This window comes from Modestobacter sp. Leaf380 (genome assembly GCF_001424485.1).
GTDB lineage: Bacteria > Actinomycetota > Actinomycetes > Mycobacteriales > Geodermatophilaceae > Klenkia.
In genome coordinates this window covers 615,208-633,971 of the sequence record NZ_LMQC01000001.1, presented here as the reverse complement: position 1 = coordinate 633,971, position 18,764 = coordinate 615,208, and the positions used below count along the sequence as shown (strand labels likewise).

The window sequence follows — 18,764 nt, the reverse complement described above, 5'->3', positions numbered from 1 at the left end:
CCAGGCCCAGCGACACCGAGGAGGACGCGTGCCAGAGCCGCGCCCCCGGGTCATCCCGGAGGCCACCGTCGCCCGGCTGGCCGTGTACCTGCGGGTGCTCAGCGGTCTCGCCGACGGTGGACGCAGCCACGTGTCCTCCGGCGAGCTGGCCTCGGCGGCCGGGGTCAACCCGGCCGGGCTGCGCAAGGACCTCTCCTACCTGGGCCCGTGCGGTGTCCGTGGCGTCGGCTACTCGGTGCCCTCCCTGCGCGAACGGCTGGCCCGCGCGCTGGGCGTCGAGTCCGACCGGGCCTGCGTGCTGGTCGGCATGGGCAACCTGGGCTCGGCGCTGGCCGGGTACGCCGGTTTCGGCAGCCGCGGCTTCTCCTTCGTCGGCCTGCTGGACGCCGATCCGCAGCGGGTCGGCACCGTCGTCGGCGGTACCGCGGTGCGTCCGGTCGACGAGCTGGAGGCCGTGGTCGCCGAGCACGGCGTGACCATCGCCGTCGTCACCACCCCGGCCACGGTCGCCCAGTCGGTCTGCGACCGGCTCGTCGCCGCCGGGGTGCGCAGCATCGTCAACTTCGCGCCGCAGACGCTCAGCGTGCCGGCCGGGGTCGACGTCCGTCAGGTGGACCTCTCGGTCGAGCTGCAGGTGCTCGCCTTCCTCGACCAGCAGAAGGGCGTGCAGCTGGTGCCCGACACCGTCCCGAACGACCTCACCGTCCCGCAGGCGGCCACCCGATGAGCCTGCTCGCCGTCGGCATCAGCCACCAGACCGCGCCCGTCGCCCTGCTCGAGCAGGTCGCGATGAACGGCGACGACACGGTCAAGACCCTCCACGAGCTCCTCGACAGCGAGCACGTCACCGAGGCGCTGGTGCTGGCCACCTGCAACCGGGTGGAGGTCTTCGCCGAGGTCGACCGGTTCCACGGCGGGGTCACCGACGTGAGCCGGGTGCTCGCCCGGCACGCCGGGGCCACCGTGGAGGACCTGTCGCCCTACGTCACGGTGCACTACGAGGACCAGGCCATCGGGCACCTGTGCACCGTCGCCGCCGGGCTGGACTCGATGGTGGTCGGGGAGACCCAGGTGCTCGGCCAGCTGCGGGCGGCCTACGCGCTGGCCCAGCAGGAGGGGACCGTCGGCCGCGAGCTGCACCCGATCACCCAGCGCGCGCTGCGGGTGGGCAAGCGGGTGCACGCCGAGACCGGCATCGACAAGGCCGGCGCCTCGCTGGTGTCGGTCGCCCTGGAGCGGGTCACCGACCGGATCGGTGACCTCACCGGGCGCCCGGTGCTGGTCGTCGGCGCCGGTTCCATGGGCGCGCTGGCCGCCACCACGCTGGCCCGCCGCGGCGCGGCCGTCACCGTCTCCAGCCGGACGCCGGCCTCGGCCGCCCGGCTGGCCGAGGCCATCGAGGGCCGCTCCGCCGACCTGGAGACGCTGCCCGCCGAGCTCGCCGTCGCCGACGTGCTGGTCACCTGCACCGGCGCGACGGGCACGGTCATCGGCACCGACGTCGTCACCACCGCGATGGCCGGCCGGGGCGACCGCCCGCTGGTCGTGGTGGACCTGGCCCTGCCCCGCGACGTCGACCCGGCCGTCGCCACCCTGCCCGGCGTGCACGTCGTGGACCTGGCGATGCTGCAGGGCGAGCGGTACGAGCACGGCCGCCCGGTCGCCGGGTCCGTGGCCGCCGACGACATCGCCGCCGCCCACGCCCTGGTCGAGCTGGAGACCTCGCTGCTGCGCGCCGAGCGGCAGGCAGCCTCGGTGGCCCCCACGGTGTCCGCGCTGCGCAGCCAGGCCGCTGAGGTCGTCGACGCCGAGCTGCTGCGGCTGTCCTCCCGGCTGCCCGACCTGGACGCCCGCGCGCGCAGCGAGATCGCCCGCACCGTCCGCCGGGTGGTCGACAAGCTGCTCCACGAGCCCACCGTGCGGGTCAAGGAGCTGGCCAGTGCCCCCGGTGGCACCGACTACGCCGACGCCCTGCGGGCCCTGTTCGGCCTCGGCCTGGACGCCGACACCACGTCCTCGCTGGCCGGGGCGGTGACCGTCGACCCCGCACTGCCGGCGGCGACGTCGCTGAGCCAGCTGCCGGTCGACCGGGAGGTCTCGTGACCGCCCCGCTGCGGCTGGGCACCCGCCGGAGCCTGCTGGCCCTCACCCAGTCCCAGCACGTCGCCGATGCGATCACCGCGGCCACCGGCACGCCGGTGGAGCTGGTGCACATCACCACCGAGGGCGACGTGAACTCCGCCGCCATCAGCCAGCTCGGTGGCACCGGGGTGTTCGTCAGTGCCCTGCGCGACGCGTTGCACGCCGGCACCGTGGACCTGGCCGTGCACAGCTACAAGGACCTGCCGACCGCGGAGGAGCCGGGGCTGACCATCGCCGCGGTGCCTGCCCGGCAGGACCCCCGCGACGCCCTGGTGGCCCGCGACGGCCTGACCCTCGGCGAACTGCCGCCCGGCTCCACCATCGGCACCGGCGCCCCGCGCCGGGTCGCCCAGCTGCGGGCCCTGGGCCTGGGTCTGGACGTCGTCCCGATCCGCGGCAACGTGGACACCCGGATGCGCCGGGTCAAGGGCCGCAGCCAGGACGGCGACCTCGACGCCGTCGTGCTCGCCCGGGCGGGCCTGGCCCGGCTGGGCCGCCTCGACGCCGTCACCGAGGTCCTCGACCCGCTCCAGGTCCTGCCCGCGCCCGCCCAGGGCGCGCTGGCCGTCGAGTGCCGCACCGACGACGCGGCCACCCTGGCCGCCCTCGCCTCGCTCGAGGACCCCGCCGTCCGCGCCTGCGTCGTCGCCGAGCGCACCGTGCTGGCCACCCTCGAGGCCGGCTGCAGTGCCCCCGTCGCCGCCCACGCCGAGGTCGGCGAGGCCGAGGACGGCACCGACGAGCTCTACCTGCGGGCCTCGGTCACCGCGCTGGACGGCAGCGACGCCGTCCGCGGGTCGACCTCCGGGCCCGCACCCGACGCGGCGCGGCTCGGCCGCGAGCTCGCCGCCGAGCTGCTCGACCGCGGCGCCGCCGACCTGATGGCGGCCAGCCGGTGAACCACACCCCCCACCTGCCCTGTTCCACCCGCACCGACCCCGCACCCGCGGGGATCAGAATGAGGAGCACGCGATGACGCGCTCACGCAAGCAGCCCGGTCGAGTCGTCTTCGTCGGGGCCGGCCCCGGCGACCCCGGTCTGCTGACCACGCGGGCGGCCGACGCGCTGGCCGCCGCCGACCTGGTGCTGACCGACGGCGACGTCCCGGCGCCCTTGACCGACGCGATCCGGGAGTCCCACCCGGACGTGGAGATCAGCGTGGTGTCCGGCGAGCCGGCCGAGATCGCCAAGACCGCGGTGACGGCGGCCAAGAACGGCTCCGTCGTCGTCCGGCTGGTCGCCGGTGACCCGTTCACCACCGACGGCGTGGTCAAGGAGACCCTGGCGGTCACCCGGACCAGCATCGCCTTCGACGTCGTCCCCGGGGTGGCCGTCGGCACCGCCGTGCCGGCCTACGCCGGTGTGGCGCTGGGCGCGGGCTCCGTGCAGGCCGACCTGCGCGGGGAGTCCCCGGCCGACCCGGCTGCGCTCGCCGCCGCCGCCACCGGGACCAACAGCCCGCTGGTGCTGCAGGTCGCGGTGGACCAGCTGCCCACCGTGGCCACCGGCCTGCTCGAGGGCGGGCTGTCGGGCAACACCCCGGTCGTCGTCACCGCCGAGGGCACCGGCACCGCGCAGAAGTCCGTGGTGGCCAAGCTGTCGGCGATCGCGGAGAAGACCGCCGGCCTCGAGGCGCTCGCGGGCTCCGTGGTGGCCACCGTCGGCTCCGTCGTCGACAAGCGCGGCAAGCTCTCCTGGTGGGAGTCCCGCCCGCTGTTCGGCTGGCGCGTGCTGGTGCCCCGCACCCGCGAGCAGGCCGGTGAGATGAGCGACCGGCTGCGGGCCTACGGCGCCGTCCCCGTCGAGGTGCCCACCATCGCCGTGGAGCCCCCGCGCAGCCCGGCCCAGATGGACCGCGCCGTCAAGGGCCTGGTCACCGGCCGCTACGGCTGGATCGTCTTTACCTCGACCAACGCCGTGCGCGCGGTCCGGGAGAAGTTCGCCGAGCTCGGCCTGGACGCCCGCGCGTTCGCCGGGGTCAAGGTCGCCTGCGTCGGGGAGCAGACCGCCCAGGCCGTCCGCGACTTCGGCATCGTCCCGGAGCTGGTGCCCGCCGGCGAGCAGTCCTCCGAGGGCCTGCTGGTGGACTTCCCGCCCTACGACGACGTGTTCGACCCGATCGACCGGGTCCTGCTGCCCCGAGCCGACATCGCCACCGAGACCCTCACCGCGGGCCTCAAGGACCGGGGCTGGGAGGTCGACGACGTCACCGCCTACCGCACCGTGCGCGCCGCGCCGCCGGCTGCCGCCGTGCGCGAGGCCATCAAGGGCGGCGGCTTCGACGCCGTCTGCTTCACCTCCTCCTCGACGGTGCGCAACCTGGTCGGCATCGCCGGCAAGCCGCACGCCCGCACCGTCGTCTCGGTGATCGGGCCGGCCACCGCCAGCAGCGCCACCGAGTTCGGCCTGCGGGTCGACGTCCAGCCCGAGACGGCCGCGGTCGGCCCGCTGGTCGACGCGCTGGCCGCCTTCGCCGAGGCCCGCCGGGCCGAGGCCGAGGGCACCGCCGCCCCGGCGGCCGCCCCCGCGGAGGACACCGCCGAGGACGCCGAGTGACCGGCGGGGGCCTGCCGGGTCGGCGGGATCCGGGCGCAGGGCGGAGTCAGGGCGCGAACCCGGGCTTCGCCCGGGGACGGCGGTTGCGCTCGACCCCGGCCATGCGCCGGATGACGGCGCAGACCCGGCTGGCCCCCGCCGACTTCGTGCTGCCGGTCTTCGTCAAGCAGGACGTGTCCGAGCCGGTGCCGATCAGCTCGATGCCCGGCGTCGTCCAGCACTCGCTGGACTCGCTGCGGCGGGCCGCCCACGAGGCGGCCGAGGCCGGGATCTCGGGGCTGATGCTCTTCGGCATCCCGGCCGTGAAGGACGCGGTGGGCTCCCAGGCCGACGCCGCCGACGGGATCGTCAACGTCGCGCTGCAGCAGCTGCGTGCCGACCTCGGCGACGAGCTCGTGCTGATGGCCGACCTGTGCCTGTGCGAGTACACCGACCACGGGCACTGCGGCGTCGTCACCCCGGCCGGGGTCGTGGACAACGACCCCACGCTGGACCGCTACGCCGCCGTGGCGATCGCCCAGGCCCAGGCCGGGGCGCACCTGGTGGCCCCCAGCGGGATGATGGACGGCCAGATCGCCGCCATCCGGGCCGGCCTGGACAGCGCCGCGTTCACCGAGACCCCGGTGCTCGCCTACGCCGCCAAGTACGCCTCGGGCTTCTACGGCCCGTTCCGCGAGGCCGCCGAGGGCGCCCCGCAGTTCGGCGACCGCTCGACGTACCAGATGGACCCGCCCAACGCCGACGAGGCGCTGCGCGAGGTCCGGCAGGACCTCGCCGAGGGCGCCGACGCCGTGATGGTCAAGCCCGCGCTGCCCTACCTGGACATCGTGCGCCGGGTCGCCGACGCCGTCGACGTCCCGGTCAGCGCGTACCAGGTGAGCGGTGAGTACGCGATGGTCGAGGCCGCCGCCGAGCGCGGCATGGTCGACCGCAAGCGCGCGGTGCTGGAGACGCTGACCTCGATCCGCCGCGCGGGCGCCAGCACCGTGCTGACCTACTGGGCGGTCGAGGCCGCCCGCTGGCTGCGCTGATGCCCGCGGGGGACGCCGCCCGGTACACCGAGCGCGGCGGTTCCTGGCGCACGTTCGGCGCGCTGGCCGGCGTCTTCGTCGTGCTCGACGTCGCCCTCCCCGGCGGTGACGTGCCGCTGCTGGTGTGGGTCGTGGCGGTGGTCGCGGTGCTCGGCGTGGTGGCCACCGGGGTGGTCGCGGCCGACCGTGTCTGGTCGGTCCGGCTTGCCGGTCGCGGCCCCGACGCGGTGCTGACCGTGGGCCGGGAGGACCTCCGGCTGGCCGACGTCGACCGGGAGGCCCTGGTCAGCGGGTCGGCCGGCGTCGACGTGGGCGCCCCGGTGCTGGGCGGTGGCGCCGTCCTCCCGCGCGGCCGGGTCGGGCTGCCGTTGCGGCGCACCGACGGCACCACCGTGCTGGTGCCCACCCGGCACCCCGCACAGCTGACGGAGGCCCTGCTCACAGCCCACCCCGGGGCCGCCGCCCCGACCGACGAGCCTGGGAGAGTGGAGCCGTGAACACCCCGTACCCCTACGAGGCCCCGACGTCGGCGGCGCTGTTCGACCGCGCCGCCCAGGTCACCCCGGGCGGGGTGAACTCCCCGGTCCGCGCGTTCCGCGCCGTCGGCGGGACCCCGCGCTTCATGGCGTCCGGGTCCGGCCCGTGGATCACCGACGTCGACGGCCGCCGCTACGTCGACCTGGTCAGCAGCTGGGGCCCGATGATCCTGGGCCACGCGCACCCGGCCGTCGTGGAGGCCGTCGTCGAGGCCGCCTCCCGCGGGTTCTCCTTCGGCACCCCCACCGCCGGCGAGGTCGAGCTGGCCGCCGAGATCGTGGACCGCGTCCCCGCGGTGGAGAAGGTCCGGCTGGTCAACTCCGGCACCGAGGCCGTGCTGTCGGCGATCCGGCTGGCCCGCGGCGCCACCGGCCGCCCCGTCGTGGTCAAGTTCGCCGGCTGCTACCACGGCCACGTCGACGCGCTGCTGGCCGCGGCCGGCTCCGGCGTCGCCACCCTGGGCCTGCCCGACACCCCCGGCGTCACCACCGGGGCCGCCGCGGACACCGTGGTGCTGCCCTACAACGACGTGGCCGCCGTCGAGGCCGTCTTCGCCGAGCGCGGCAGCGAGATCGCCTGCGTCATCACCGAGGGCGCCGCCGGCAACATGGGCGTCGTCCCGCCACTGGACGGGTTCAACGCCCACCTGCGCCGGATCACCGCCGCCCACGGGGCGCTGCTGGTCATCGACGAGGTGATGACCGGCTTCCGGGTCACCCGCGCCGGCTGGCAGGGCCTGGACCCCGTCGACGCCGACCTGTTCACCTTCGGCAAGGTCATGGGCGGCGGACTGCCGGCCGCGGCCTTCGGCGGCAAGGCACACCTGATGGACCAGCTGGCCCCGCTGGGCCCGGTCTACCAGGCCGGCACGCTGGCCGGGAACCCCGTCGCCGTCGCGGCCGGGCTCACCACGCTGAGGCACTGCACCCCCGACGTCTACGACCGCTGCGACACCGTCGCCGCCACCCTGCGCGGGGCGGTGTCGGCCGAGCTGATGGCCGCCGGCGTCGCCCACCGGGTCCAGCAGGCCGGGTCGATGTTCTCGGTGTTCTTCGTGCCCGACGAGCGCCGCGTCCGCGACTACGACGACGCGCGCACCCAGGAGACCGCCCGGCACACCGCCTTCTTCCACTCGATGCTGGCCTCCGGGGTCTACCTACCGCCCTCGGCCTTCGAGTCCTGGTTCGTCAACGCCGCGATGGACGACGACGCCGTCGGTCACGTGCTGCAGGCGCTGCCGGCGGCGGCCCGCGCCGCGGCCGCCGCGACCCCGGGCACCGCCCCGGCGGTCTCCCACGACGCCCAGGCGCTGCAGCCGTGACCGCCCCCGAGACCACCGTCGTCCACCTGCTGCGCCACGGCGAGGTCTTCAACCCCACGGGTGTGCTCTACGGGCGGCTGCCCGGCTTCGAGCTGTCCGACGCCGGGCACGGCATGGCCCGCGCCGCCGCGGGGTTCTTCGGCACCCGCCGGCCGATCACCCACCTGGTGGCCTCGCCGCTGGTCCGGGCGCAGCAGACCGCGGCCCCGATCGCCGAGACCCTGGACCTGCCGATCGCCACCGACGACCGGCTGATCGAGGCCGGCAACGACTTCGAGGGGCAGACCTTCGGCGTCGGGGACGGCGCGCTCAAGCACCCGGCCAACTGGTGGCGGCTGCGCAACCCGTGGAAGCCCAGCTGGGGCGAGCCCTACGACGAGATCGCCGCCCGGATGCTGGCTGCCGTGCACACCGCCCGGGACGCCGCCCGGGGGAGCGCCGCGGTCTGCGTGAGCCACCAGCTGCCGATCTGGACGCTGCGCCTGCACGTGGAGGGCCGCCGCTACCTGCACGACCCCCGCAAGCGGCAGTGCGGCCTGGCCAGCGTCACCTCGCTGACCTACGCCGGCGACGAGCTGACCCGGGTGGACTACGCCGAGCCCGCCGGCCCGGCCGGCCGGGGCACGGTGGGTGGCGCATGAGGAAGGCACTGGTGACGGCCCTGGCCGCGGTCGCGCTCACCGGCTGCAGCACCGGGTCGGGGGCCGTGGACGTCAACAACGGCGGGCAGTTCCGGTTCGTCGAGGCGACCCCGGCCGGCGAGGTCATCGACGTCGCCGACCGCGCGCTGGCGCCCGAGTTCGCCGGGACGCTGCTGTCCGGGGAGGACTTCGAGTCCCGCGAGCTGTCCGGCGACGTCGCGGTGCTCAACTTCTGGGGCTCCTGGTGCCCGCCGTGCCGCGTCGAGACCCCGGAGTTCCAGGAGGTCTACGAGGAGGTCGAGAGCCAGGGGGTCCAGTTCCTCGGCATCAACGTCAAGGAGACCGACCAGCAGTTCGCCGACGCCTTCGTCACCGACGCCGACATCACCTTCCCCTCCCTGTACGACCCGGCCAGCGAGGTCGCCCTCGCCTTCCGCGACTACCCGGCCTCGGCGATCCCCAGCACGATCGTGCTGGACGGCGACTACCGGGTGGCGGCGGTCTACACCGGCACGGTGAGCCAGGAGGACCTGCGCGCCGTCCTCGAGCGCGTCCTGGGCGAGGAGGACTGACGTGGGGGAGACCTTCGCCGGCCTGGTCACCGACGGCCCGCTGCTCGTGGCCGCCGCGGTGTCGGCGCTCGTGGGCCTGATCAGCTTCGCCTCGCCCTGCGTGCTGCCGCTGGTGCCCGGCTACCTGTCCTACGTCACCGGCCTGGTCGGCAGCGGCGCCCGGACGACGACCCCGGCTGCTGCCGGCCCCGCCGGTGACGGGTCGGTGGCCACCGCCGTCCGGCCCGCGGTGGACGAGCGCTCCCCGCGCGGGCGGATGGTGCTGGGCGCGTTCCTCTTCGTGCTGGGCTTCACCGCCGTCTTCGTGGCGATCAGCACCGCCGTGGGCGGGCTGGGCCGGCTGCTGCTGGTCTACAACGAGGAGATCACCCGGGTCATGGGCGGGGTGACCGTGCTGGTCGGCCTGGGCTTCCTGGGCTGGCTCCCGCTGCTGCAGCGCACCAAGCGGATGACCGTGCGCCCCGCCGCCGGGCTGGCCGGCGCGCCGCTGCTGGGCGTCGTCTTCGGGCTGGGCTGGACGCCCTGCCTGGGCCCGACGCTGGCCGCCGTGCAGAACCTGGCCTTCTCCGAGGCCACCGCCGGTCGCGGGGCCCTGCTGGGCGTCGCCTACTGCCTGGGCCTGGGCGTGCCGTTCGTGCTGGTGGCGCTCGGCGCCCGCTGGGCGGTCGGGGCCACCTCGTTCCTGCGCCGGCACGCCGCCGCCGTCACCCGCTTCGGCGGGGTCGTGCTGGTCGTCGTCGGACTGCTCCTGCTGACCGGTGCCTGGACGGAGATGATGCTCTGGTTCCGCTCCTGGCTGGCTGCCACCGGCTTCGGGGAGGGCCTGCTGTGACCACCACCGTCGAGCGGCCCGCGGCCGCCGCCCCCGGCCCGCCGCCGGCCCCCTCGCCGCTGCGCCGGGTCGGGACGACGCTGCTGCGCTGGTGGCGGCAGCTGACCGCGATGCGCACCGCGCTGATCCTGCTGTTCCTGCTCGCGCTCGCCGCGATCCCGGGGTCCCTGCTCCCGCAGCGGTCGCTGTCCCAGAGCCAGGTCACCGGCTACTTCCGCGAGCACGAGACGCTGGCCCCGGTCCTGGACGCGTTCTACCTCTTCGACGTCTTCAGCTCGCCGTGGTTCGCCGCGATCTACCTGCTGCTGTTCATCTCGCTGATCGGCTGCGTCGTCCCGCGGGCGATCGAGCACGGCCGTGCCGTGCTGGCCCAGCCGCCGCCGGCGCCGCGGCACCTGCACCGGCTGCCCGACAGCGCGACGCTGGACTCCGAGCTGGACGCCGCGGCCACCCTGGACGTGGTCGAGGAGGAGCTGCGGGTCCGCCGCTTCCGGGTGGTCCGCCGCGACGGCCGTCACGGTCCCGAGCTGTCGGCGGAGAAGGGCTTCCTCAAGGAGACCGGCAACGTCGTGTTCCACCTGGCCCTGCTGGCGCTGCTGCTGGGCCTGGCCGGCGGCAAGCTCTGGGGCTACGAGGGCAGCATCCTGGTCACCGAGGGCGACCGGTTCTGCAACACCTTCCAGCAGTACGACACCTCGCGGTCCGGGGCCCTGGTCGACGCCTCGGACATGACGCCGCTGTGCGTGACGCTGGAGGACTTCAAGGCCGAGTACGAGGAGAACCTGACCGCGGCCTCCTTCACCGCCGACATCGGCTACGGGCTGGCCGGTGCCGCCAGCCGCAACGCGACCATCGGGGTCAACTCCCCGCTGCGGGTGGACGGCGACCGGGTCTACGTCACCGGCCACGGCTTCTCCCCGGTCTTCACCGTGACGTTCCCGGGCGGGCAGAGCTTCACCGACGTCAGTGCGCCGTTCCTGCCCTCGGACACGACCACGATGGCCAGCCAGGGCGCGCTCAAGCTGCCCGACGTCCCCGGGTCGGACGAGCAGCTCGCGCTGGAGGGCTTCTTCGCCCCCACCGGCTCCACCCAGGGCGGGGTCCTCACCTCGATCGACCCGCGCCCGCTGGACCCGCAGGTCGCCCTCTTCGTCTACTCGGGTTACCTGGGCCTGGACTCCGGGCTGCCGCAGTCGGTGTACTCGGTCGACCAGACCCAGATCGACCGCGGCAGCCTCACCGAGGTCGGCCGGGCCAACCTGGCGATCGGGGAGTCCACCACGCTGGCCGACGGGACGGTCGTCACGTTCTCCGGGCTCAAGGAGTTCGCGGCCATGCAGCTGTCCCACGACCCGGGGCAGGTCTACGTGCTGGGTGCTGCCGTCGCGGTCCTGGTCGGGCTGCTGGGGATGCTGCTGCTGCGCCGGGAGCGGGTCTTCGCCCGTGTCGGCCCGGGCCCCGGCGACGCGGGTACCGTCCTGAGCGTCGGCTCCCTCACCCGGGGCAGCGCCGAGACCGCTCCACGTTTCACCGCACTCACCGACGACGTCTCGGCGGCGCTGCGCCGCCGGGCCACGGCCAAGGAGAACCCCAGCTCGTGACAGACCCCTCGCTCGCCGCCCTGTCGGACACCCTGTTCTCCATCGCCGTGGCGCTGTACTCGGTGGCGGTCGTCGCGTTCTGCGCCGAACTGGCCTTCGGCGGCAAGAAGGCCCCCGCGGTGTCCCGTGAGCTGGTCGGCGCCGGTGGTGGGTCGACCACCGCGGCGAGCCTCCCGCCCGTGGACGAGGAGCCGGTCAAGGCCCGTCGGGTCGGCGCCGTCGCGATGGGGCTGACGCTGCTGGGCGCGGTCGTGCACGCCGGGGTGCTGGTCACCCGCGGGGTGGCCACCGACCGGCTGCCCTGGGGCAACATGTACGAGTTCGGCACCGCCGTGGTGCTGGTCGCCGTCGTCGTCTACGTGGTGCTCGCGCTGCGCACGCCGGCGCTGCGGCACATCGGCGTCTTCGTGCTGGCCCCGGTCGTGCTGTCCATGGTCGGCATCGGCCTGTTCCTCTACGCCTCGGCCGGCCCGCTGGTCGCCGCGCTGCGCTCGAGCTGGCTCGCCGTGCACGTGAGCACCGCGATCCTGGGCTTCGGCATCTTCTTCGTCTCCGGCATCGCCAGCGTCATGTACCTGGTGCGCTCCCGCTACGAGGCCAAGATCGCCGCCGGTGAGCGCCCGCTGTCCCGGATCGTGCACCGGCTGCCCAGCGCTGCCGCGCTGGACCGCACCGCGCACCGCACCGCTGTCTTCGGCTTCCCGATCTGGACCTTCGCCGTCATCGCCGGCGCCATCTGGGCAGAGAGCGCCTGGGGCCGGTTCTGGGGCTGGGACCCCAAGGAGACCTGGGCGTTCATCGCGTGGGTCGTCTACGCCGCCTACCTGCACGCCCGCACGACCGCCGGCTGGCGGGGGCGTCCTTCGGCATGGGTCAACGTGGTGGGCCTGGGCGTCATGGTCTTCAACCTGCTGTACGTGAACATGGTCTCCACCGGCCTGCACTCCTACGGTGGGGTGAGCTGACCGACTCCCGGTGCTGACACAGCGTCACTCCTGCGAGGGGTGTCGCACCGGGAACACGTGCTCGAACGCGCATGTCGTGCGACGCTGCACGCATGAGCGAGCTCTGTGGACCCCACCGTGGGTAAGCACACCGCCCTCGACGAGGCCGTCGTGCACCCCCTGGTGGCCCAGGCCCTCCAGCGTCGGGCCGCGCCCGGGACCGGCACGCACCGGCCCGGCGCGCCCAACGTCGTGGCCGCACTGCCCCCGACCGGCCCGGTCGCCTCGGCGGTCGGCTGGCCCGAGGCCCCGGGTCGTGGCGAGGGCCTGGGCTGGCCCGCTGAGCCCGAGCCGGCCACCGACCCCGCCCGGGACGCCGCCGACGACGGTTCGGTGATCGCCGCCCTCGAGGCCGCGGACGTCGCCGGGCAGTCCACCGCAGCGGAGTCCGAGACGCCCCGGCGGGCGGGCTGGCGCCGGTTCTTCGGCGGCGGTCACACCTCGGCGCGGTCGGGCACCAGCGCCGCCTGACGCCCCCCTGCAGACGACGGAGGCCCCACCCGCGTGCGGGTGGGGCCTCCGTGGTGCCGGCCGTGGGTCAGGCGCTGGGCGTGCCGTCGTCGCGCTTGGTGCGACGGTCCAGCTCGCGCAGGAAGTCCGGGTCGTCGTCCGGGGCCAGGAAGCGCTGCGGCGGCTTGGGCCCACGCGGCGGCCGCGGTGCCCGGGTGCCGCCGCGCCCGTCGGAGCCGCCGGGACCCCCGCCCTGCACGGCGGCAGCGCGCATCACCAGCACCACCACGCCGATCGCGATCACCAGCATCACCAGAAAGACCACTGGGCCACCCTCTTCCCCGACCTGCGTCCTGCGTGCACCGACCCGCTCTGCACCCAATGTACGACCGCGGCGATACTCGGGTCGGGTGATCACGCACCCCGTCCCCGGTCGCCCGCGCGCCGACCCGCACACGCCGACCGATCCACGCCCCTGGAGGCCCCCCATCGACGCCGTCGACGAGCAGCTGATCGACCTGCTGCGGGCCAACGGGCGGGCCAGCTACGCCGAGCTCGCCCGGCAGGTCGGCCTGTCCGCACCCGCCGTGCACGAGCGGGTCGGCAAGCTCGAGGGCAGCGGGGTGATCACCGGCTACACGGCCCTGGTGGACCCGCCCAAGGTGGGGCTGGGCGTGACGGCGCTGGTCGGGGTCATCGAGAGCGACCAGGTCGACGACGTCGGCCTGGAGGAGGCGATGTCCGCGCTGCCCTCGGTCGAGGACTGCTGGCGCACCGCGGGCTCCGAGGGCTACGTGCTCAAGGTCCGGGTGACCGACATCCCGGCACTGGAGGACACCATCAGCGCGTTGAACCGGATCCGGGGCGTCGCACGCACCCGGACGACCGTCGTGCTGTCGACCAAGTGGGAGGGCCGTCATGGCCGCACCGAGTGAGAACCGTCCCGTGAGCCCGACCGGGGGCCCGGCCCAGCCGCCGTCGGTCTGGCCGCTGCTGGCGCTCTACACGCTGGGCCGGCTGGCGCTGGCCGCCGCGCTCGTGGCGCTGTTGTGGGTGCTGGGCCTGGGCAGCTTCCCCGGGCTGCTGTTCGGCCTGCTGCTGTCCATGCCGCTGTCCTTCGTGCTGCTCAAGCCGATCCGCGAGCGGCTCACCGAGGCCATGGCAGCCCGGTCCTCCACGCGCAAGGCCGGCAAGGAAGACCTGCGGGCCCGGCTGAAGGGCACCGACGACCCGATCGGCTGAGCCGACCGGACACGCACGGATCAGCTGAGGGCGAGCCCCACGGCGAGGACGACCCCGGCGACCAGCGTCAGCCGCCCGGTGCCCGACAGTGCGGTGATCAGCGCCGGGCCCACGCCGCCGCGCAGCACCGTGCGCACCGGCGGGACCGCCAGGGGCACCGCCAGCAGCCCCAGCAGGGCCCACGGGTGGCTGAGCCCGATGAGCGCCACCACCACGAAGGCGCCCACGATCAGCCCGGTGAAGGCGTACCGGGTGGCCTGCTCACCCAGCAGCACGGCCAGCGTCCGCTTGCCGACGGCGGCGTCGCCGTGCACGTCGCGCAGGTTGTTCACCACCAGGATCGCGGTGATGAGCAGCCCGACCGGGACGGCGGCGGCGAACGCCAGGCCCTCGACGGTCCGGGTCTGGGCGAACGTCGTCCCGACGACTGCGACCAGGCCGAAGAAGACGAACACGAAGACCTCGCCCAGCGCCCGGTAGCCGTAGGGGATCGGGCCGCCGGTGTAGGTCCAGGCAGCCACGATGCTCACCGCGCCGACGGCGACCAACCACCAGCTCGACAGCGCGGCCAAGGCGATCCCGGCGACGCCGGCGACGGCGAAGGCCAGCAGTGCGGCCACCAGGACGGCGGACGCGCTGGCCGCCCCGGAGCCGACCAGCCGCATCGGGCCGACCCGGTCGGCGTCGGTGCCGCGCTTGCCGTCGGAGTGGTCGTTGGCGTAGTTGACCCCGACCTGCAGGGCCAGCGCGACGACCAGTGCCAGCAGGGCGGGCACCAGCCGGAAGCCGTCCAGGGCCTGCGCGACGCCGGACCCCACGAGGACCGGGGCGAGGGCGGCGGGCAGCGTCCTGGGTCGCGCGCCGGCGACCCACTGCGCGGGGGTGGCCATGGTCAGGCTCCTTCGATGAGCCGGGCGACGGCCCGGCGGTCGGGCTTGCCGGAGTGCAGCAGGGGGACGGCGGCGACCAGGTGCAGCTCGCGCGGGGCGGACGCCGCACCCAGCCGCTCGGTCACCCACGGGCGCAGGGCGGTCAGCAAGGGGGTCTCCCCGGGCGCCGGGACGACGGCAGCCACCACCCGCTGCCCCCACTCGGGGTCGGGCAGACCGGTGACGACGGCGTCGGCGACGGCAGGGTGCGCGCGCAGCGCGGCCTCGACGGCCTGCGGGGAGACGTTGACGCCGCCGGAGACGACGACGTCGTCGAGCCGGCCCAGGACCCGCAGTCGTCGCTCGCCGTCCGGCTCCCGGGCGCCGGCGTCCCGGGTGCGGAACCAGCGCGCGCCGTCGGCGTCGCGGGTGAAGGTGCCGGCGGTGCCGGCCGGGTCGAGTCGGTAGCCCAGCGCCAGCTGCGGGCCCGACAACTCGATGCCGTGGTCGGTGACCCGCACGGCGACGCCGTCCAGCGGGACGCCGTCGTAGACGCAGCCGCCGGCGGTCTCGCTCATGCCGTACGTCGTCACCACCGCGACCCCGGCGGCGCGGGCGGCAGCGAGCAGGTCGGGGTCGGTGGCGGCGCCGCCGACCAGCACCGCGTCGAAGGCGCGCAGTGCGTCGGGCTCGGCGGCGAGGGCGCGGCGGAGCTGGGTGGGCACCAGGGCCGTGTAGCGGCGTCCGGCGGGCATCGTGGCGACCGCGTCGGTCAGCGAGCCGCCGGCGGCCAGCACGGTGGGGGTGCGGCCGGCGAGCGCGGAGCGGGCCAGCACCTGCAGCCCGGCGACGGCGCTGACCGGCAGGGCGAGCAGCCAGTCGCCGGGTCCGCCGAGGCGGTCCAGGGTGGCGGTCGCGCTGGCCCGGACGGCGTCGGCGGACAGCAGCACCCCGCGCGGCGTCCCGGTGGACCCGGAGGTGACGACGACGAGGTCGGCGCCGTCCTCGAGCGGCTCGTCGGCGCGCAGCGCGGCACGGGCGGCCGCGGCCGGGCCGTCGCCGGCGGGGAGCACGGCCAGCGGGGCGGCGCCGTCCAGGGCCGCGCGCAGGGCCGGCCAGACGTCGTCGAGCACCGCGGGGCCCAGGGGCGGCGCGGGCACCAGGGAGAGCTGCCGGGCCACGAGGGACCAGGGTACGGCGGTGCCCGCATACCCTGGGCCGGTGATCGAGGGCCTGTCCGACGTGCGGGTCTACAGCACCCCGCTGCGCACCCGGTTCCGCCGCATCGACGTCCGGGACGGCGTCCTGGTGCGCGGGCCGGCCGGCTGGGGCGAGTTCTCCCCGTTCTGGGACTACGACGACGTCGAGAGCCGCCGCTGGTGGGCCAGTGCCGTGGAGGCCGCGACCGTGGGCTGGCCGGACCCGGTGCGGTCCTCGGTCCCGGTCAACTGCATCGTGCCGGCGGTCGGCCCCGAGCAGGCGCACGCGATCGTGACCGCCTCGGGCTGCGGGACGGCGAAGGTCAAGGTCGCCGAGCCCGGCCAGATCGCCGCCGACGACGAGGCCCGGGTCGAGGCCGTCCGGGACGCCCTGGGCCCCTCCGGTGGCCTCCGGGTGGACGCCAACGCCGCCTGGGACGTCGACACCGCCGTCGCCCGGATCGCCGTGCTGGACCGGTTCGGCCTGGAGTACGTCGAGCAGCCGGTGGCCACCGTCGAGGAGCTGGTCGCGCTGCGCCGCCGGATCGACGTCCGGGTCGCCGCCGACGAGGTGGTCCGCCGCGCGGCCGATCCGCTGGGCGTGGACCTGCGGGAGGCCTGCGACGTGGTCGTGCTCAAGGTGCAGCCCCTGGGCGGCGTCCGCGCGGCGCTGGCGGTCGCCCAGGCGCACGGGCTGCCGTGCGTGGTGTCCTCGGCCCTGGAGTCCTCGGTCGGCCTGGCCGCCGGGGTCGCGCTGGCCGCGGCGCTGCCGGAGCTGCCCTTCGCGTGCGGGCTGGGCTCGCTGGCGTTGTTCACCGCCGACGTGAGCTCCACGCCGCTGCTCGCGGTGGACGGTGCGCTGCCGGTGGGCGCCGTCGTCCCCGACCGGGTCGACGACGTCGCCGCCGACGCGGACACCGACCGCCGCTGGCGCGAGCGGCTCGAGCGGGTCGCCGCGTGAACCCCTCCACCGCCTTCGCCCGGGTCCTGGTCGACGAGCTGGTCCGCGGTGGGGTGACCGACGCCGTCGTCTGCCCGGGGTCGCGTTCGGCGCCGGTGGCCCTCGCGCTGCACCAGGCCGAGCTGTCCGGCCGGTTGCGGCTGCACGTGCGCATCGACGAGCGCACCGGGGCGTTCCTGGCCCTCGGGCTGGCCAAGGCCTCGGGCCGGCCGGTGCCGGTCCTCACCACCTCGGGGACGGCGACCGCGCACCTGCACGCCGCCGTGCTGGAGGCCTCGCACAGCGGGGTGCCGCTGCTGGCGCTGACCGCGGACCGCCCGCCGGAGCTGCGCGGCACCGGGGCGAACCAGACGATCGACCAGGTCGGGCTGTACGGCGGCGCCGTCCGGCTGGCCGCCGACCTCGGGACGCCGGAGGTGGGCCGGGAGGCCCAGCAGAACCGGTACTGGCGTTCGCTGGTGGCCCGCGCGCTGCTGGTGGCCCGGGGGTCGCTGTCCGGCGACCCCGGCCCGGTGCACCTGAACCTGGCGCTGCGCGAGCCGCTGATGCCCGAGGGCGCCGACCCGCGCCCGGCCGTGCCCGAGGGCCCGTGGGCCGGCCGTCCCGACGGCGCGGCCTGGACCACGGCCGCCCCGGGCACCGGTCCGATGACCACCACGCCGCTGCCGCCGAGCGCCACCACCACCCGGCCCCGCCAGCGACGCACCCTCGTCGTCGCCGGGGACGCCCCGTCGGCCGTCGGCCGCAGCACCTCCGTCGTCGCCGACCAGCGCGGCTGGCCGGTGGTCGCCGAGCCCAGCAGCGGCGCCTGGGGTGCCGCGGGCGCCGTCCGGGCGGGTGCTCTGCTGCTGGGGTCGGGCGCCTGGGCCGCGGAGCACAGGCCCGACCGGGTGCTGGTCGTCGGCCGGCCCACGCTGACCCGGCCGGTGAGCGCGCTGCTGGCCGACCCCGACGTCGTCGTGGAGACCTTCACGCCGCACCCGCACTGGGCCGACGCCGGCCGCGGGTCGGCCTCGGTCAGCGGCGTGCTGCCCGACCCGGGCGCGGCCCTGGGTGGCCTGGACTCCTCCGGGCACCGGCCCGCCGAGGGCTGGGTGCAGGCGTGGGCGACGGCGTCGCAGCGCGTGGGTGCGGCCCTGGACGCCGAGCTGGACGCCGCCCCCCGGCTCACCGCCGCCCGGCTGGCCCGCGACCTGGTCGCCGCGCTGCCGGCCGGGGCGCTGCTGGTGGTCGGGTCCTCGAACCCGATCCGGGACGTCGACCGGTTGGCCGTGCCGCGGGCCGGGCTCACCGTGCTGGCCAACCGCGGGGTCGCCGGCATCGACGGCACGATCTCCACCGCGATCGGCGCCGCCCTGGCCCACCAGGGCGCCGGCGGGGGTCCGGCGTTCGCGCTGATGGGCGACCTGACGTTCCTGCACGACCTCACCGGCCTGCTCACCGGGGACGGCGAGCCGGTGCCCGACCTGACCGTCGTCGTCCCGGACAACGACGGCGGCGGGATCTTCGCCCAGCTGGAGCCGGGCCGCTCGGAGCACGCGGCGTCCTACCGCCGGGTGTTCGGCACCCCGCACGGCCGGGACCTGGTGGCGGTGGCCCGGTCGCTGGGCTGGGCGGCGACCGCGGTCGGTGAGCCGGGCCAGCTGGTGGCGGCGCTGCGGGCCGGGGGACCCCGGGTGGTCGTGGTGCGGACCGACCAGCGGGCCGAGGCCGAGCTCGCCGTGCGGCTGGGGCGGCTGGCTGCCGACGCGCTCGGGTGACGGTGGTTGACACCCGATCGTTTCCCATCGACGATCGATGGGTGTT

20 protein-coding genes are annotated in these 18,764 nt (G+C 75.7%); 17 read left to right on the top strand and 3 right to left on the bottom strand.

The features are described 5' to 3' along the window. Positions 1 to 28 precede the first annotated feature (28 nt). The 13 genes from ASG41_RS03025 (at position 29) to ASG41_RS02965 (ending at position 12,708) form a co-directional block, all read left to right on the top strand. Complete coding sequence (locus ASG41_RS03025) at positions 29 to 727, top strand: redox-sensing transcriptional repressor Rex (protein ID WP_056289406.1); 699 nt, start codon at positions 29 to 31, stop codon at positions 725 to 727. Further along, the gene (locus ASG41_RS03020; RefSeq protein ID WP_056289404.1) at positions 724 to 2,103 is read left to right on the top strand and encodes a glutamyl-tRNA reductase; all 1,380 of its coding nucleotides are present in this window, start codon (positions 724 to 726) and stop codon (positions 2,101 to 2,103) included. The genes ASG41_RS03025 and ASG41_RS03020 overlap by 4 nt, the downstream gene beginning before the upstream one ends. Next, entirely contained in the window at positions 2,100 to 3,041 is a 942-nt protein-coding gene (gene hemC, locus ASG41_RS03015) for a hydroxymethylbilane synthase (RefSeq protein ID WP_056289401.1), read from the top strand. Before ASG41_RS03020 ends, hemC begins: the two co-directional genes overlap by 4 nt. A gap of 73 nt (positions 3,042 to 3,114) precedes the next feature. After that, positions 3,115 to 4,698 carry a uroporphyrinogen-III synthase gene (locus ASG41_RS03010; RefSeq protein WP_056289398.1) on the top strand — a complete coding sequence of 528 codons (1,584 nt, stop codon included), beginning with the start codon at positions 3,115 to 3,117 and terminating at the stop codon, positions 4,696 to 4,698. Beyond that, complete coding sequence (hemB, locus tag ASG41_RS03005) at positions 4,695 to 5,729, top strand: porphobilinogen synthase (RefSeq protein WP_255352951.1); 1,035 nt, start codon at positions 4,695 to 4,697, stop codon at positions 5,727 to 5,729. Before ASG41_RS03010 ends, hemB begins: the two co-directional genes overlap by 4 nt. Then, positions 5,729 to 6,226, top strand: a complete 498-nt coding sequence (locus ASG41_RS03000) for a hypothetical protein (protein ID WP_056289396.1) — start codon at positions 5,729 to 5,731, stop codon at positions 6,224 to 6,226. Before hemB ends, ASG41_RS03000 begins: the two co-directional genes overlap by 1 nt. Beyond that, positions 6,223 to 7,587: a glutamate-1-semialdehyde 2,1-aminomutase gene (hemL, locus tag ASG41_RS02995; RefSeq protein ID WP_056289393.1), complete on the top strand. Its 1,365-nt coding sequence runs from the start codon at positions 6,223 to 6,225 to the stop codon at positions 7,585 to 7,587. Before ASG41_RS03000 ends, hemL begins: the two co-directional genes overlap by 4 nt. Beyond that, positions 7,584 to 8,228 (top strand): histidine phosphatase family protein, encoded by a 645-nt coding sequence (locus ASG41_RS02990; protein WP_056289391.1) that lies wholly within the window; start codon positions 7,584 to 7,586, stop codon positions 8,226 to 8,228. Before hemL ends, ASG41_RS02990 begins: the two co-directional genes overlap by 4 nt. Next, positions 8,225 to 8,800 carry a TlpA disulfide reductase family protein gene (locus ASG41_RS02985; protein ID WP_056289388.1) on the top strand — a complete coding sequence of 192 codons (576 nt, stop codon included), beginning with the start codon at positions 8,225 to 8,227 and terminating at the stop codon, positions 8,798 to 8,800. The genes ASG41_RS02990 and ASG41_RS02985 overlap by 4 nt, the downstream gene beginning before the upstream one ends. 1 nt (position 8,801) lies before the next feature. Next, positions 8,802 to 9,632: a cytochrome c biogenesis CcdA family protein gene (locus ASG41_RS02980; protein WP_056289386.1), complete on the top strand. Its 831-nt coding sequence runs from the start codon at positions 8,802 to 8,804 to the stop codon at positions 9,630 to 9,632. After that, entirely contained in the window at positions 9,629 to 11,233 is a 1,605-nt protein-coding gene (locus ASG41_RS02975; RefSeq protein WP_056289382.1) for a cytochrome c biogenesis protein ResB, read from the top strand. Before ASG41_RS02980 ends, ASG41_RS02975 begins: the two co-directional genes overlap by 4 nt. Beyond that, a complete protein-coding gene (ccsB, locus tag ASG41_RS02970; RefSeq protein WP_056289379.1) occupies positions 11,230 to 12,198 on the top strand; it encodes a c-type cytochrome biogenesis protein CcsB in 969 nt (322 codons plus the stop codon). The genes ASG41_RS02975 and ccsB overlap by 4 nt, the downstream gene beginning before the upstream one ends. Positions 12,199 to 12,315: 117 nt before the next feature. After that, positions 12,316 to 12,708: a hypothetical protein gene (locus tag ASG41_RS02965; RefSeq protein ID WP_157518917.1), complete on the top strand. Its 393-nt coding sequence runs from the start codon at positions 12,316 to 12,318 to the stop codon at positions 12,706 to 12,708. 67 nt (positions 12,709 to 12,775) lie between these two features. Here ASG41_RS02965 and ASG41_RS02960 read toward each other — a convergent pair whose 3' ends face one another. Next, the gene (locus ASG41_RS02960) at positions 12,776 to 13,012 is read right to left on the bottom strand and encodes a hypothetical protein (protein WP_056289374.1); all 237 of its coding nucleotides are present in this window, start codon (positions 13,010 to 13,012) and stop codon (positions 12,776 to 12,778) included. Positions 13,013 to 13,097: 85 nt separating this feature from the next. Here ASG41_RS02960 and ASG41_RS02955 point away from each other — a divergent pair, with 85 nt between their 5' ends. Further along, positions 13,098 to 13,622 carry an Lrp/AsnC family transcriptional regulator gene (locus ASG41_RS02955; RefSeq protein ID WP_235564401.1) on the top strand — a complete coding sequence of 175 codons (525 nt, stop codon included), beginning with the start codon at positions 13,098 to 13,100 and terminating at the stop codon, positions 13,620 to 13,622. A 10-nt stretch (positions 13,623 to 13,632) separates the two neighbouring features. Continuing rightward, on the top strand, positions 13,633 to 13,929 hold the full coding sequence (locus ASG41_RS02950; RefSeq protein WP_235564399.1) for a DUF4229 domain-containing protein: 297 nt from the start codon (positions 13,633 to 13,635) through the stop codon (positions 13,927 to 13,929). Positions 13,930 to 13,949: 20 nt separating this feature from the next. On the opposite strand, the gene ASG41_RS02945 is transcribed toward ASG41_RS02950, so the two are convergent. Both ASG41_RS02945 and menE read right to left on the bottom strand, forming a co-directional pair. Then, positions 13,950 to 14,819 carry a 1,4-dihydroxy-2-naphthoate polyprenyltransferase gene (locus tag ASG41_RS02945; protein WP_056289369.1) on the bottom strand — a complete coding sequence of 290 codons (870 nt, stop codon included), beginning with the start codon at positions 14,817 to 14,819 and terminating at the stop codon, positions 13,950 to 13,952. 2 nt (positions 14,820 to 14,821) lie between these two features. Further along, complete coding sequence (gene menE / locus ASG41_RS02940) at positions 14,822 to 15,979, bottom strand: o-succinylbenzoate--CoA ligase (protein WP_056289366.1); 1,158 nt, start codon at positions 15,977 to 15,979, stop codon at positions 14,822 to 14,824. 19 nt (positions 15,980 to 15,998) lie between these two features. Here menE and ASG41_RS02935 point away from each other — a divergent pair, with 19 nt between their 5' ends. Together ASG41_RS02935 and menD are read left to right on the top strand one after the other, a co-directional pair. Further along, positions 15,999 to 16,958: an o-succinylbenzoate synthase gene (locus ASG41_RS02935; protein WP_056289365.1), complete on the top strand. Its 960-nt coding sequence runs from the start codon at positions 15,999 to 16,001 to the stop codon at positions 16,956 to 16,958. Further along, on the top strand, positions 16,955 to 18,718 hold the full coding sequence (menD, locus tag ASG41_RS02930) for a 2-succinyl-5-enolpyruvyl-6-hydroxy-3-cyclohexene-1-carboxylic-acid synthase (protein ID WP_056289362.1): 1,764 nt from the start codon (positions 16,955 to 16,957) through the stop codon (positions 18,716 to 18,718). The genes ASG41_RS02935 and menD overlap by 4 nt, the downstream gene beginning before the upstream one ends. Positions 18,719 to 18,764 lie beyond the last annotated feature (46 nt).